9 protein-coding genes are annotated in these 15,528 nt (G+C 71.0%); 4 read left to right on the plus strand and 5 right to left on the minus strand.

Features of this window, described 5'->3' with window-relative positions:
- Nucleotides 1-136: 136 nt before the first annotated feature.
- Nucleotides 137-1,297 (plus strand): AI-2E family transporter, encoded by a 1,161-nt coding sequence (locus ACWD6P_RS22680; protein WP_451445959.1) that lies wholly within the window; start codon nt 137-139, stop codon nt 1,295-1,297.
- On the opposite strand, the gene ACWD6P_RS22685 is transcribed toward ACWD6P_RS22680, so the two are convergent.
- Nucleotides 1,213-3,390 (minus strand): ATP-binding SpoIIE family protein phosphatase, encoded by a 2,178-nt coding sequence (locus ACWD6P_RS22685; RefSeq protein WP_451445960.1) that lies wholly within the window; start codon nt 3,388-3,390, stop codon nt 1,213-1,215. The two genes, ACWD6P_RS22680 and ACWD6P_RS22685, sit on opposite strands and share 85 nt — an antisense overlap.
- A 281-nt stretch (nt 3,391-3,671) precedes the next feature.
- On the opposite strand from ACWD6P_RS22685, the gene aspS reads away from it, so the two are divergent.
- Nucleotides 3,672-5,435: an aspartate--tRNA ligase gene (gene aspS, locus ACWD6P_RS22690; protein ID WP_451445961.1), complete on the plus strand. Its 1,764-nt coding sequence runs from the start codon at nt 3,672-3,674 to the stop codon at nt 5,433-5,435.
- Nucleotides 5,436-5,603: 168 nt separating this feature from the next.
- Nucleotides 5,604-7,352 (plus strand): hypothetical protein, encoded by a 1,749-nt coding sequence (locus ACWD6P_RS22695; RefSeq protein ID WP_451445962.1) that lies wholly within the window; start codon nt 5,604-5,606, stop codon nt 7,350-7,352.
- 132 nt (nt 7,353-7,484) lie between these two features.
- Here the strand turns inward: ACWD6P_RS22695 and metG are convergent, their stop codons facing one another.
- The 3 genes from metG to ACWD6P_RS22710 all read right to left on the minus strand — a co-directional run bounded on the left by metG (nt 7,485) and on the right by ACWD6P_RS22710 (nt 12,621).
- Nucleotides 7,485-9,200, minus strand: a complete 1,716-nt coding sequence (metG, locus tag ACWD6P_RS22700) for a methionine--tRNA ligase (RefSeq protein WP_451445963.1) — start codon at nt 9,198-9,200, stop codon at nt 7,485-7,487.
- 123 nt (nt 9,201-9,323) lie between these two features.
- Nucleotides 9,324-10,772: an MFS transporter gene (locus ACWD6P_RS22705; RefSeq protein WP_451446013.1), complete on the minus strand. Its 1,449-nt coding sequence runs from the start codon at nt 10,770-10,772 to the stop codon at nt 9,324-9,326.
- Nucleotides 10,773-11,007: 235 nt separating this feature from the next.
- Nucleotides 11,008-12,621: a VWA domain-containing protein gene (locus ACWD6P_RS22710; RefSeq protein WP_451445964.1), complete on the minus strand. Its 1,614-nt coding sequence runs from the start codon at nt 12,619-12,621 to the stop codon at nt 11,008-11,010.
- A gap of 678 nt (nt 12,622-13,299) precedes the next feature.
- On the opposite strand from ACWD6P_RS22710, the gene ACWD6P_RS22715 reads away from it, so the two are divergent.
- Nucleotides 13,300-14,586: an alpha/beta hydrolase gene (locus ACWD6P_RS22715; protein WP_451445965.1), complete on the plus strand. Its 1,287-nt coding sequence runs from the start codon at nt 13,300-13,302 to the stop codon at nt 14,584-14,586.
- 122 nt (nt 14,587-14,708) lie between these two features.
- Here the strand turns inward: ACWD6P_RS22715 and ACWD6P_RS22720 are convergent, their stop codons facing one another.
- A complete protein-coding gene (locus ACWD6P_RS22720; protein WP_451445966.1) occupies nt 14,709-15,515 on the minus strand; it encodes a polysaccharide deacetylase family protein in 807 nt (268 codons plus the stop codon).
- Nucleotides 15,516-15,528 lie beyond the last annotated feature (13 nt).

Below are 15,528 nucleotides of genomic sequence, written 5' to 3' on the forward strand. Positions count from 1 at the left end.
GCCTGCATCCCCGGGGGCGTGGGCTGCGGCGGGGTCGGTCGGGCGTTGGGGGGGGGGGCGGTGTTTCACGTGAAACACCGCCCCCGGCCCGTTGCATGGCCCGCTTCGGGGCTGCTCGCCGTGGTGGACTGTCCGGGTGCGAAACGACTCGGATCAAGACCGGAGCGGCGCTGAGGGCGGACGGCCGCTGCCCGAGAAGCCGTTGCTGCCGTTCGCGGCCCGCCGTGCCGCGGCCTGGTGCCTGGTGGCGCTGCTGATCGCGGCGGTGCTGGCCCTCGGCGTGTGGCTGTGCGTCTTCCTGAGCGCGGCGGTCACGCCCGTACTGCTGGCGCTGCTCGGCAGTGCGCTCCTCGGGCCGCTCTATCGGCGGCTGGTGGCGATGAAGCTCAACCGATCGATGGCGGCCGGGCTGACCTGCGCCGTCTTGGTGTTGGTGGTCGGCGGCGCCGGATACATCGTCGTCAACGCGCTGGTCGACACCGGCGACCAGATCGTCGCCTCCCTCAAGGAGGCCGCCGAGGACCTCTCCAAGCGCTTCGGTACGGCCGGTACCTCGCTGGACGACCTCTTCTCCAACGCCAAGGGCTTGGTCACCAAGTTCGGTGGCACCGCGGCCTCCGGGCTCTTGGCGGGCGTCAGCCTCGTCGGCCAGTTCATCGCCGCCGCCATCCTCGCCCTGCTGCTGACCTTTTTCTTTCTGCGCGACTCGGGCAAGGCCGTAGGCGCGCTGCAGGACTGGGCGCCCGGGAACTCGGCGCCGCAGCTCGAACGGATGGCCCGCCGCGGTTTTCAGTCCATCGAGGGCTTTATGCGCGGCACCACCCTCATCGCGCTGATCGACGCCATCTGCATCACCGTGGGACTGCTGATCCTTAAGGTCCCCGGCGCCTGGGGCCTGGGCGCGCTGGTCTTCGTCGGGGCCTACATCCCCTACCTCGGCGCGTTCATCTCCGGCGCGGTGGCGGTCCTGGTGGCGTTCGCGGACCGTGGCTTTGTGATCGCGCTCTGGGCGCTGGGCGTCGTGCTGGCGGTGCAGGTACTGGAGGGCCATGTGCTGCAGCCGATGATCCAGAGCCGTACGGTCCATATGCATCCGGCGACCGTGCTGCTGGCGATCACCGCGGGCGCCAGCCTCGCCGGAATCCTCGGCATGCTGCTGTCCGTACCGCTGACCGCGGCCGTCACCGGCGTCCTCCACGAGCTGCGCAAGCACTACGCCGCGGGCTCGGACTCCGATTCCGATTCCGACTCCGGCTCCGGCGACACCGGAACCGCCGCATCCCCCGCGTCCTCGTAGAGCTCGAACCACGTGGACTTGCCGTCCCCGCGCGGATCCACCCCCCAGGCCCCGGCCAGCAGCTCCAGCAGCACCAGTCCGCGTCCCGAGGACGCCAGCTCGCCGGGGCTGCGGCGGTGCGGCAGCTCATCGCTGCTGTCGCAGACATCGACCCGGATCCGCCGGGCGCCCCGGGCCCCGGAGATCTCGGCGACCAGCAGCGCATCCCCGTCGGTGTGCAGCAGAACGTTGGTGACGATCTCGGAGACCATCAGCACCGCCGAGTCGACCTGGTCCCGGTCGGCCCAGTCGTGCAGCACATCGCGGATCTGCCGGCGCGCCTCGGCTATCCGCTCCGGCTCGGCCTGTGCGACGGCGAGCACGGTGCGGCGTACGGGCTGCTGCGTCAGCAGTCCGCCGCTGCCCACCCCGCAGCTGGCGGCCTCGCGGCCGAGCAGCAGGAGGGCGATGTCGTCCTCGCGGCGGTCCACCAGCGGTCCGGTGGTGTGGTGCGAGGACGGGCCGTGCACGGCCTGGACCAGGGCATCGGCCAGCCGCTCCAGGCTCTGGTCGTCCTCGCCGACCTCATGCGCCTCGATGATGTCGCGCAGCCGGGCCCAGCCGGTCTCCAGGTCGTGGCCGCCGGTCTCGATCAGCCCGTCGGTGCACACCACCATGGTCTCGCCGGGCTCCAGCACCAGCCGGGTGGTGGGGTAGTCGGCGTCCGGGACGATGCCCAGCGGCAGCCCGCCCGCGGTGGGCCGGACCAGCATCGTGCCGTCGGACAGGCGGATCGCCGGATCGGGGTGGCCGGCCCGCGCGATGTCCAGCAGCCCGGTCGCCGGATCCACCTCGATGTACAGACAGGTCGCAAAGCGCTGGTCCTCGCCGTGGCCGCGGAGTTCGGTCTCGTTGATCCCGGCCAGGAAGCGCGAGGCGCGCGAGAGCACCGCATCGGGGTGGTGGCCCTCGGAGGCGTAGGCGCGCAGGGCGATCCGCAGCTGTCCCATCAGGCCCGCGGCCCGTACGTCATGCCCCTGGACGTCCCCGATGACCAGCGCGATCCGTCCGGACGGCAGCGGGATCATGTCGTACCAGTCGCCGCCGACCTCCAGCCCGCCGCCGGTCGGGACATAGCGGGCCGCGACCGCCATCCCCGGGATGTCCGGCTGCACCGTCGGCATCATGCTGCGTTGCAGCCCCAGGGACAGCTCCTGCTGCTCCTCCTGCACACCGGCCCTGGCCAGCGCCTGGGCCAGCATCCGGGCGACGGTGGTCAGCACCGAGCGCTCGTCGGGCGTGAAGGCGACCGGCTGGGCGAAGCCCGCCATCCAGGCGCCGATCGTCCGGCCCGCGTTGACCAGCGGCAGGAACGCCCATGACGTACGGCCGAAGCGGGCCGCGAGCGGCCAGGTGCTCGGGTAGCGGCGGCTGTAGTCCTCGGGCGTGGGCAGATAGATGGCCCGGCCGGTGCGGATGACCTCGGCGGCCGGATAGTCGGTCTCCAGCGCCATGTTGAGGAAGGGCTTCTCGTCGCCGGGCCGGTGGCCGTGGTGGCCGATGACCGAGATCCGGTCGCCCTCGATGCCGAAGACCGCCAGGCCGTCCGGCATGAACCCGGGCATGGACAGCCCCGCCGCCACCCGCAGTACCTCGGCCGTGGACCGCGCCTCGGCCAGCGCCCGCCCCGCGTCCAGCAGAAACGCCTCGCGGGAGCGGCGCCAGTCACCGGTGATCGGGGTGTGCGCGGCGGACGTCCCGGGCAGTGGCTCGGGCACCTCCTGGAGCGTGCCGACCAGCTCGAAGTCGCCGTCGACGACCCGGGGCCGGGAGCGGGAGCGGACGATGCGCTGCACCCGCCCGTGCTCGTCGACGATGCGCAGCCGGGCCTCGGCGAGCGTCTCCTCGGACACCGCGAGCTGCACTATCCCGTTGATCTCCGCGAAGTCGACGGGATGAAAACGGGAGCGTACGGCGGCCTCGCTGAGCTCCACCGCCTCGGCGGGGAACCCGAGCAGCCGGGCCGCCTCGGCATCGAGGCTGACCCGTCCCGATGCGTTGTCCCAGCGCCACAGGCCGGTCGCGATGGCGGCCAGGAGGTCCTTGGTGCGCATTGCATCACTTTATGTGCGTTTGACGTAGCCCGACCAGCGAGCGGAACGTGACCATCGTCCCAGTGAAGGACCCCCGTTTCACCCCGGCGAAGCGCTGATGCGTATATGTCAACGAAGGCGTGGGGGCCGGGACGGTAACCTGGAGCGGTTATGTCAATCCTGGGGTGGCCTTTCGGGTGACCGCCGGGGAGAGCGACCGGGCGTGTGAGCCCGTGCTCCGATCCCTCTCCTCCGCTCCCGACAACTCCTCACCTCGACACTCGCGACGACTTGGATGAGCGATGCACCGGTACCGGTCCCATAACTGCGGCGAGCTCCGAGCCGCGGACGTCGACACGGACGTCCGCCTCAGCGGCTGGCTGCACAATCGTCGTGACCTGGGCGGCATCCTCTTCATCGATCTGCGCGACCACTACGGCATCACGCAGCTCGTCGCCCGCCCCGGCACCGCGGCCGCCGAGGCGCTGGACAAGCTGACCAAGGAGACGGTCGTCCGCGTCGACGGCAAGGTCGTCTCCCGTGGCGCGGACAACGTGAACCCGGAGCTGCCCACCGGCGAGATCGAGATCGAGGCCGCCGAGGTCGAGGTCCTGGGCGCGGCCCAGCAGATCCCCTTCACGATCAACGCGGACGACGGCGTCAACGAGGAGAAGCGCCTGGAGTACCGCTTCCTCGACCTGCGCCGCGAGCGCATGCACCGCAACATCATGCTGCGCTCGGCGGTCATCGCCGCCATCCGTCACAAGATGACGGCCCTCGGCTTCAACGAGATGGCGACGCCGATCCTCAGCGCCACGTCCCCGGAGGGCGCCCGCGACTTCGTGGTGCCCTCGCGCCTCCACCCGGGCAAGTTCTACGCGCTGCCGCAGGCCCCGCAGCAGTTCAAGCAGCTGCTGATGATCTCGGGCTTCGACCGGTACTTCCAGATCGCCCCGTGCTTCCGTGACGAGGACGCCCGCGCGGACCGCTCGCCGGGCGAGTTCTACCAGCTCGACGTCGAGATGTCCTTCGTCGAGCAGGAGGACGTCTTCCAGCCCGTCGAGCGGCTGATGACCGAGCTCTTCGAGGAGTTCGGCGGCGGCCGCCACGTCACCTCGCCGTTCCCGCGCATCCCGTTCCGCGAGGCCATGCTGAAGTACGGCTCCGACAAGCCGGACCTGCGCGCCCAGCTGGAACTGGTCGACATCACCGATGTCTTCGAGGGCTCGGAGTTCAAGGCGTTCGCGGGCAAGCACGTCCGTGCGCTGCCGGTGCCGGCCGTGCAGGACCAGCCGCGCAAGTTCTTCGACCAGCTCGGCGAGTACGCGATCCAGCACGGCGCCAAGGGCCTGGCCTGGGTGCGCGTCGGTGCGGACGGCGCGCTGACCGGCCCGATCGCCAAGTTCCTCACCGAGGAGAACGTCAAGGTTCTCAGCGAGCGCCTCGGCCTGGAGCCGGGCCACGCGGTGTTCTTCGGCGCGGGCGAGTTCGACGAGGTCTCGAAGATCATGGGCGCGGTGCGCGTCGAGGCCGCGAAGCGGGCCGGCCACTTCGAGGAGAACGTCTTCCGCTTCTGCTGGATCGTCGACTTCCCGATGTACGAGCGGGACGAGGAGACCGGCAAGATCGACTTCTCCCACAACCCCTTCTCCATGCCCCAGGGCGGCATGAAGGACCTGGAGGAGAAGGACCCGCTGGACATCCTGGGCTGGCAGTACGACATCGTCTGCAACGGCGTCGAGCTGTCCTCCGGCGCGATCCGGAACCATGAGCCCGACATCATGATCAAGGCCTTCGAGATCGCGGGCTACGACCGTGAGACCGTCGAGGAGAAGTTCGCGGGCATGCTGCGCGCCTTCCGCTTCGGCGCCCCGCCGCACGGCGGTATCGCCCCCGGCGTGGACCGCATCGTCATGCTGCTCGCGGACGAGCCGAACATCCGCGAGACCATCGCCTTCCCGCTGAACGGCAATGCGCAGGACCTGATGATGGGCGCGCCGACGGAGCTGGAAGAGGCCCGGCTCAAGGAGCTCCACCTCAACGTCCGCAAGCCGCAGGCGAAGTAGGCGTCACCGGCGGGGCTGCGCCTCGGAACGGACTGAGGGCGGTGTTTCACGTGAAACACCGCCCTCAGCCGTGTGCCGGACGTGCTCCCCCACCGCCTGTGTGAGCCGGGTGCTCCAACCGCACCACACCTGTGGCCGTGATCGCGCACCGCACGCACTGTGGTGCCCATGCAGCAAGCCACCCTCCTCCCCCGTGCGCCCGGCCGCAGCTCACGGTCCCGTACGGCGCCCTTCGCCCAGGTCCGCGACCTGCCCTGGCTCATCGCCCTGGCCGTCGTCTTCACCGCCGGCCAGCTCTACCTCGCCCTCATCACGCCCGGCCTGGGATGGGACGAGACGGTCTATGTCAGCCAGGTCGACTCGCACGCTCCGGCCGCGTTCTTCAGTGCCCCGCGCGCCCGCGGTGTCACCCTCCTCCTCGCCCCGGCCGCCGTCCTGACGACATCGGCCACCGCCCTGCACTGCTACCTCGCGGTGCTCTCCGGCGCCGCCTTCCTCCTCACCCTGTGCATCTGGCGGCGTCTGCTGCCGGCGCCGGTGCCGGCCCTGGGCGGCGCGCTCTTCGCCGGTCTGTGGGTCACGCTCTTCTACGGTCCGCAGGCGATGCCCAACCTGTGGACCGGCTACGCCGCACTCGTCGCCACGGGCTGCTTCCTGCTGGCCGTACGACAGCCGGCGGCGCAGCTGGCCCCGGGCGCCGGCCGGGGCGCGGCGGTCGGTCTCGCCGTCGCGGTGGCGGTGGCCGCGCTGATGCGCCCCGTCGACGCGGTGTGGCTGGCCGTACCGCTGCTGGCCGCGGCGCTGTGTGTGCCGGCCTGGCGGCGCTCGACGGTGCTGCTGGCGGTCCCGGCAGGTCTGGCCCTCGGCTGCGCCGAGTGGGTCGTGGAGGCGTATGTCTCCTACGGCGGGCCGGTGACGCGGCTGCGCCAGGCCGCGGAGATCCAGGGCGGCCTGGGCTGGCACCCGTCCTTCGGCGACCACGTACGGGCACTGCAGGGAAAGACGCTGTGCCGCCCCTGCGACCTGTCCTGGAAGTACCCGGTGACGGCGGGATGGTGGTTCGCGCTGCCGCTGGCGGTCGCCGGGGCGGTGTGGGCCGCGGCACGCGCCCGCGAGCCCGGGGGCACGCTGCACCGCTACGGGCCGGTGTGGCCGACGCCGCGCGGGCGCGAGCCCGGCGGCCCCCGTGAGCTCGGACTGGAACCCGTCCGCCTGGACACGCTCGGGATCAACCCCCTCCAGGCGGTCGGCCTCGGGCTCGACGGGGCGGCGCACCCGTACGGGCCGGTCTGGCCGGTGCCGAGTCTGCGCGACCCCGGCGGCGCGCGGCACCGCTACGGTCCGGGCCCCATCGCCCTCCCGGCCCTGGTCGGTCTCTTCCTGGCCGCGCCCTACCTCCTGACGGTGGGCTACGCCGCCCCGCGCTTCCTGCTGCCCGCCTACGCCCTGCTGCTGATGCCCGCCGCGTGGTTCCTGTACTGGCTGACCCTGCTGCCCCGCCGCCGGCACGCCACCGCGGTGGCCGTGCTGGTCATCGCGCTGCTGGGCCATGAGGCGATGCAGCTGGCGATCCTGCACAAGATGCAGCGGGCGACCGTACGCGCCCAGACCGACATCGACCGGATCGTCGGGACGCTGCGCGCCGCCGGAGTACGGCCGCCGTGCGCGGTGAGCGGCGAGGAGGCCGTACGGGTGGCGTACCGGATCGGCTGCGCCTCCCGGCAGCCCGGCGGCCATGACGCCAGCATCACCCCCGCCGACCTGACCCGGCTGGGCGTGCACCACCCCGCCGCCGTCGTCCTGGCCGCCGACGGCTCACCGCCGGACTACGCCCGCGGCTGGCGCCCGGTCCGCCTCCCGCCGACGCCGGGCCTGAAGCGCCTGGACGCCTATGTGTCCCCGGCGGCCCGGCCGTGACGCGACATCGCGGACCGCGGGTACGGCCGGCCGCTATGCACGCGCCCGCCCGGCCACCAGGACCGGACGGGCGCGTGGGCCGCACGGACATGGTCGTCCGCGCCGCTCCGTCTGCTTACTGTTCTGCCGTGCTTACTGCTCCGCACCGCCGAAGCGCTCGCGGTAGGACTCCAGGTCCTCCTCGGTGATCTTCGCGAAGAGCACTGGCGGCACCGTGAACGGAACCCCGGCCGGCACCGAGGCCAGCGCCTTCGCCTCGTCCGGCGAGACCCACACCGCCGTGTCGTTCTCCAGGGCGAACGCGCCCCGCATCGCCTTCGCCGTCGCCGGGATGAACGGCTCGGAGACCACCGCGTACAGATGGATCAGGTTCATCGCGGTACGCAGCGTCAGCGCGGCCGCGTCCTTGTCGGTCTTGATCTCCAGCCACGGGGCCTTCTCCTCCAGGTAGGAGTTGCCCGCGCTCCACAGGGCGCGCAGCGAGGCGGCCGCCTTGCGGAACTGCAGGGCCTCCATGTGGCCCTCGTACTCCGCGAGCAGTCCGGCGATCTCCTCGCCCAGCTTCTGCTCCGCGGCCCCGGCCTCGGCGCCCGCGGGAACCTCGTCGCCGAAGCGCTTCCGCGAGAACGACAGCACCCGGTTGACGAAGTTGCCGAGCGTGTCCGCCAGGTCCTTGTTGACGGAGGACGCGAAGAGTTCCCAGGTGAAGGAGGTGTCGTCGGACTCCGGGGCGTTGGCCATCAGGAAGTAGCGCCAGTAGTCCGCCGGCAGCAGCTCCAGCGCCGCGTCCGTGAAGATGCCGCGCCGCTGGGAGGTGGAGAACTTCCCGCCGTAGTAGTTGAGCCAGTTGAAGGCCTTGAGGAAGTCGACCCTCTTCCAGGGCTCGCGGGTGCCCAGCTGCGTCGCCGGGAACATCACGGAGTGGAACGGAACGTTGTCCTTGGCCATGAACTCCGTGTAGCGGACGTCCTCGGCCTCGTACCACCACGACTTCCAGTCGCGCTCCTCGGGCGCCTGGTCCGCCCACTCCTTCGTCGAGCCGATGTACTCGATCGGGGCGTCGAACCACACGTAGAAGACCTTGCCCTCGGCCGCCAGCTCCGGCCACACATCGGCCGGCACTGGGACGCCCCAGTCCAGGTCGCGGGTGATCGCCCGGTCCTGGAGCCCCTCCGTCAGCCACTTGTGCGCGATGGAGGAGGCGAGGGTCGGCCACTCCTTGCTGCCGTTCCCCTCCAGCCAGCCCTCGACCTCGTGCTGCAGCTTCGACTGGAGCAGGAACAGGTGCTTGGTCTCCCGCACCTCGAGTTCACCGCTGCCGCTGATCGCCGACCGCGCATCGATCAGATCGGTCGGGTCCAGCACCCGGGTGCAGTTCTCGCACTGGTCGCCGCGCGCCTTGTCGTAGCCGCAGTGCGGGCACGTACCGACGATGTAGCGGTCGGGCAGGAAGCGGTCGTCGGCGATCGAGAAGACCTGGCGGATGGCCCGCTCCTCGATGAAGCCGTTCTCCTGCAGCTTGCGCGCGAAGTGCTGGGTGAGCTCGACGTTCTCCGGGGACGAGCTCCGCCCGAAGTAGTCGAATTCCAGGCCGAAGCCCTCGTAGATCGCCTTCTGCTTGTCGTGCTGCTCCGCGCAGAAGGCGTCGACCGACTGCCCGGCCTCCTTGGCCGCCAGCTCGGCGGGCGTCCCGTGCTCGTCCGTCGCACAGATGTAGAGCACGTCGTGGCCGCGCTGCCGCATATAGCGGGCATACACGTCCGCCGGGAGCATGGACCCCACCATGTTGCCCAGGTGCTTGATCCCGTTGATATACGGAAGGGCGCTGGTGATGAGGTGTCGAGCCATTGCCGGCTGCTCCCAAGTCGCTACGGTGAGTGAGGATTTGCTTTACGGAACGTCAATATCGTACTGGACGGGGTGGGGACCCCGGCGCGGGCTTTTTCCGGGGGAGCGCGGAGGCGGTGCGCCCTATCCCCGGCCCGCTCCCCGCCGCTGCCGCGGGGCCCGGCCGGTGACCAGCAGCCCGGCGACGAGGGCGGCCAGCAGCATGATCGCCGAGCCGACCCCGAGGGCCACGGTGAACCCGTGCACCACCCCGGCCTTCGCGATCCCGTCCCGGACCGCCGGGGTGAGGCCCTGACCTCCGCCCCTGCGGGCCGCCTCGGCCAGCCGGTCCGCGAGGTACGCGGCGCCCGTCGACGTCGCGATCGTGTTCAGCAGCGCGGTACCGAGCGAACCGCCCACCTGCTGCGCGGTGTTGACCGTCGCGGACGTGACGCCCGCGTCATGCGGTGCGACCCCCGTCGTGGCCGTGGCCATGACCGGCATGAACGTCAGCCCCATCCCCAGCCCGACGAGCAGCTCGGCCGGCAGCACATGCGACACATACGCGGGCCGGGCCGTCAGGAACGTCAGGGTGAACAGCCCCGCCGCCGCGAGCAGCGCACCCGGCACCATCAGGGACCGCGGCGCGACCAGGTGCAGCAGCCGCGCCGATATCTGCGTCGACCCGAGCACGATCGCCCCGACCATCGGCAGAAACGCCATCCCCGTCCTGACCGGTGAATATCCGAGCACGGTCTGCAGGTAGTAGGTCAGGAACAGAAACATCCCGAAGATCGCGACGACCGCCAGTGCCATGGTCAGAAAGGCGCCGCCACGATTGCGGTCCCGCACGATGTGCGGCGGCAACAGGGGATGCCGCGCCCGCGTCTGCCACCAGGCGAAGACGCCCAGCAGCACCACACCTCCCACCAGCATCCCCGCGACCAGTCCGTCCCCCCACCCCCGGGGTGTCGCCTCACCGCACCCGTAGACGATCGCCACCAGACCGCCGCACCCCAGCACCGCACCGGGTACGTCCAGAAAGACCCGCCCACGCTCCGGTACGTCCCGCAGGAACACCGACGCTCCTACGAGGGCCACCAGGGCGACCGGCACGTTCACATACAGGCACCAGCGCCAATTCAGGTACTCGGTGAGCAGCCCGCCCGCGATCAGGCCGATCACCGCACCTCCGCCGGCGATCGCCCCGTAGATCCCGAAGGCCTTGCTCCGCTCCCTCCCCTTGGTGAACGTCGTGGTCAGCAACGACAACGCGGACGGCGCCAGCAGCGCCGCGAACGCGCCCTGCATCGCCCGCGCCCCGAACAGCGGCCCGGCGCCCGTCGCCGCGCCGCCCAGCCCCGACGCGACGGCGAACCCCACCAGCCCGAGCATGAACGTCTTCTTCCGCCCCACCAGATCGGCGATCCGCCCGCCGAGCAGCAGCAGCCCGCCGAACGCGAGCGTGTACGCGGTGATCACCCACTGCCGGTCGGCGTCCGAGATCCCCAGATCCCGCTGGGCCGACGGCAAGGCGATGTTCACGATGCTCGCGTCCAGCACGACCATCAGCTGCGCGCTCGCGATCACCACCAGCGCCCACCAGCGCCGGGCGTCGGCAGGGGCGGACACAACGGGGCGGTCCACCCATTCAGCCTACGGAGAGGGGCGAGCGGGTGCCTACTGTGCGGCCTTGGCGGGGGGAGACGGCTCTGTGTGGCGGGGGCAGGGCCCTGTGCGGAGACGGCAGCGGATACGGCAGCGGCCGCGGCGGGCCGTGGGGCCCGGCCGCGGCCGGTGGGTGGTGCGGTGGTGCCGGGGCGGTGGGTCAGTTGTCCTTGAGGACGCCGGCGGTGCGGGCCTCGGTGAGCCACTCGGGGAACTCGACCATCAGCTGCTGGTAGAGCTCGTCGTGGGAGAGGCTGCGGGGGTCCCGGCCGGCGTGGAAGAAGCCGGCGTTGTCGACGGCGCGCTTCTCCGGGACGGTCAGGTCGTCGAGCTTGCGGAGGAAGTCGAAGCCCTTGGCCTCCGGGTCACCGAAGCCGATGAACTGCCAGAAGATGGGCAGTTCGGCCGCCTCGCACAGGGCCCGCTCGGCGGCCGGCTTGGAGGTCGGGGCGCCGTCGGTCTGGAAGATGACGAAGGCCGGGGCGGTGCTGCCGGACTCCTTGTAGTGCTCGACGACGGCGTTGATGGCCCAGTGGTAGTTGGTGCGTCCCATGTGGCCGAGGCCGGCGTGCAGTTCCTCGATGCGGCCCTCGTAGTTGGTGAGGTCAAGGTCGGCGGTGCCGTCGACGTCGGTGGAGAAGAAGACGACGGGGACGGTGGCGGCGTCGTCGAAGTGGGCGGAGAGGCCGAGGGCCTGTTCGGCGAGGTTCTGGACCGTGCCGTCCTTGTAGTAGTTGCGCATCGAGCCGGAGCGGTCGAGGACCAGATAGACGGTGGCGCGCTGGGTGGCGAGGCCGTGCTTGTCCAGGGTGGCCGCGGCGGACCGGTAGAGGCCGAGGAGGGCCGGGGCGGTGGTGGCGAGGGCGGCGGGCGCGTCGGGGGTGGCGGCGGTGGCGGGGGCGTCAGCGGCGTCTGCCACGACCTCGGTGTCCTGGCCGTCCTGGACCTCGTCCTCGGCCGCCACGGCTTCGTCCTTGCCCGCCTCGGCCTCGGCCTTCGGCGCCGACTCGGGCGCACCCTCCGCCGCGTCCTTCGCCTCGACCGTCGCGTCGGCCTTCTCTCCGTCCTTCGCCTCTGCGGTTTCCGCGGCTGCCTCGGCGGCGGCCTTCGGCTCCGGGTTCGGGTTGTCGAAGGCCTGGCTGACGAGGTCGGAGAGGGCGGTCGGCGCGTTCGCCTCGGGCTCGTCCCCGGACGCGGCGTCGGCGCTGGCCCCGGCCTTGTCGTCGGCCTTGTCGTCGGCCTGGTTCTCGGACTCGGGCTGCGGCGCGGACGCGGTCCGCGGCTCGGCCTTGTCGTCGGCAGTGCTCTCGGGCGTGCTCTCGGGAGTGCTCTCGGACGTGCCGGTGGCCGCCTCCGTCCCGGGCTCCTCGTCGGCCTTCGGCGTCTCAGGGGCGGTGGGCTCGGCAGGCGCGGGGGCCTCGCCGGCGGCCTCCTCCCGTACCGCGTCCTCGTCCTCTACGGACGGCTTCTCGTCCCGTACGGACGACGGCTTCTCATCCCGTACGGACGGCTCCGCGCGGTCCACCGGGCTGCTCTGGGCCGGCAGGGTGGCGGCCGTCGGCGCCGGGGCGGGGGCCGCGTCCGGGGTCTCCGAGGGGGCCGTACGGGCGGCGGGGACCTCGGCCTCCGGGGCGGGCGCCGGGGCGGACTCCTCGCGCGCCTCCGGGATGGTCGCGGCCTCCGGCTTGCCGGCGCCGCTCGGGGCCGCGCCGGTTTCTTCACGGGTCGCCTTGGAGCGACCGAAAGCGTTGCGCAGCAGACTCCGAATGCCCATCGGCGAACCTCTCTTGCGTGTGGTGGGTGCGGCGTATGTCCGTGAAGCACAGACATGTCCCTGACCAGGACGGATACGTAAGCGTAGCGGCCGGTACCGGCCTCATCGTGGGACCCCGCGCCTCGTGTGCTGGGCTATCCGGGGGGTATGGCGGGGGATGTGGTTTCGGCCAGGGGGCCGACGTCCTGCCGGGGGTGCATCGGCCCTGCATACGGCGCTGAACGGGGATTCGTAAGGAACGAATCCGGCCGCTGTGCCCGCGCCCGCCGCGGGGTCCCGGATTCACCGCCTGTTCATGTTTCACACGTCGCCATGGCTCGCCGGGACGGGTGTTGACGGAGTCGGTTGAGTTGGCGGAGTGGGGGGAGTGGGCAGAGTGGACAAAGTTGGGGGAGTTGATGCGAGTTGGGGCAGTTGATATCTGGTGCGAAAGTTGCTTGAGGGTGGGGGAGTTGACTAGAGGCGAGCGAGTTGACCGGAGTGCACCTTCCTGTGGCGTACCTACATCACGCCCCGGAAACGAAGTGGCAAGCGCTGGGTAAGAACTGGGTCGTTCAGGTATCCGATGCGCAGGTGTGCCCGTCTCCTCCGGTGACCATTGTCCTGAGCCGTCCGTTGTGCCTAGGCGGCCGGTAAGAAGGCAACAACCCTTCTGAGGGTGACGGGAGATGTGGGCGCATGGGGCTGACCAGTCAGTCGCTCGAATACACGGTGGTCCTGCTGGCGGTGGCCTGTGTGGTCGCCACAGTGTGGCTCTGGCCCCGGCTGGCCAAGCGCGGCGCGCGTGCCGTACTGGGCAGGCTGGGCGCCATCGTGGTCACCCAGCTGTCGATCGTGTGCGCGCTCGCCCTCGCCGTGAACGCGAACTTCGAGTTCTACGGCAACTGGGACGAGCTGCTGGGCAACAACGAAGAGGCGCCGGTGTCCGTGAGCCAGGGCGGCGGGCAGTACGCCTCGGTCGGCAGCATGAAGGGCGGGCTGGTCCAACCGGCCGGGCCGCAGGGTCTCGATCGGGTGACCGGTCTGCCCAAGGGGCCCGCCGACAAGGTGGGCAAGGTCGAGTCCGTACGGATCGTCGGGCGCCGTACGCGGGCCATCAACCCGGGCTTCATCTATCTGCCGCCGCAGTACTTCCAGCAGCAGTTCCGCCGGCAGCGGTTCCCCGTCATGGTCGTCATCAGCGGCTACCCCGGCGGGATCATGAACCTTGCACAGCACCTCCAGGTGCCGCAGAACGCGGGCCGGCTGATCGCGCAGGGCAAGATGCAGCCGACGGTGATCGTGATGGTCCGGCCGACGATCGCGCCGCCGCGGGACACCGAGTGCGTGGATGTGCCGGGCGGCCCGCAGGCCGAGACGTTCTTCACCAAGGACCTGCCGGACGCCATGAAGTCGGCCTACCGGGTGGGCCGTGACCCCAGTGCCTGGGGCGCGTTCGGGTACTCGTCCGGCGGTACGTGCTCGCTGCAGCTGGCGATGCGCAACCCGAAGGTGTACACGTCGGCGGTCTCGCTCTCCGGCGACTACGCCATCAAGGACGACCTGACGACCGGAAGCCTCTTCGGTCCGGGTGCGGCCGGCGCCCAGCGGGAGCGTGAGCACGATCTGCTGTGGCGGCTGAAGCATCTGCCCGCGCCGCAGGTGTCCGCGCTGGTGGCCAGCAGCCGCAAGGGCGAGGCGAATTACGGCCCCACCATGAAGTTCCTCCGTGCCGCCAAGTCGCCGATGGCGGTCGACTCGATCATCCTGCCGCAGGGCAGCCACCAGTTCGCGACCTGGCGGCGCGAGGTCGTACCGGCCCTGGAGTGGCAGAGCCAGCAGCTGACGTTCCCGCAGGACACCGAGGCCGTCGCCCCGCCGGGCAAGCCGGGGGCCCAGCCCGGCCAGGGCGGTGCCCCGAGCAAGGCGCCGACGTCCGACGAGAACGGCCGCCGACGGGTGGAGGCGGAGCGTCCGCGCGACTGACCGCGGCCTTCCGCGCGCCCGTGAGCCCGGCCCACGTCCCCTGTGCGTGGGCCGGGCTCATGCGTATCCGCGCCCCGCCGACCGGCCCTCGGGCCTCTCCGGCCTGACCCATCGGACAGGCCCTACGGCCGGTACACCATCCCCGGCTCCGGCTTCGCCGGGGAGAGCAGCTGGGAGACCGTGACGATCGTGTAGCCGCGCTTCTTGAGCTCCTTGAGGATGCCCGGGACGGCCGGCACGGTGCCCTTGTAGATGTCGTGCAGCAGGATGATGCCGTCGCGCTCGGTCTGGTCGAGCACCCGCTTGGTGATCAGGGCCGAATCGTTGGTCTGGTAGTCCTTGGCGGTCACGCTCCACAGGACCTGCGCCAGGCCGAGATCCTTGCTGATCTCGGAGACCTCCCGGTCGGTCCGGCCCTGCGGCGGGCGCATCAGCTGGGGCGTCTTTCCGGTGATCTTGCGTACCGCGTCCTGGAGGCGGGAGAGCTCCCGCCGTGTCTCCTCGGGCGTGATCTCGGTCAGGATCTGGTGCGACCAGGTGTGGTTGGCCAGCTCATGGCCCTCGGCGTCGATCCGCTTCACCTCGGCGGGGCGCTTTTCCACATGGTTCTTGCCGAGCATGAAGAAGGTCGCATGGACCTTCTCCTTCTTGAGGATGTCCAGCAGGCGGCCGGTGTTCTCGCTGGGGCCGGCGTCGAAGGTGAGCGCGACGCACTTGGCCTTGGCGCAGTCGACGTCCGCGCTGCCGCCCTGTCCGTTCTTCGCGTCCTTCGCCGCCGCCTTCGCGTCCGCTGCCGGGGCGTCGGCGCGGGCGTCGGCCGGCGCGGTGACGTCGAACGTGGCGCAGCCGCTGAGGGCCAGGACCAGGGACGTGGCCGCCAGCAGCCCGGCTATGGACGTGCTGCGGGCCGGGCGAATCTGCTTCGGCATGCGGGTCTCTCTT

The organism is Streptomyces sp. NPDC002446, from assembly GCF_053595675.1.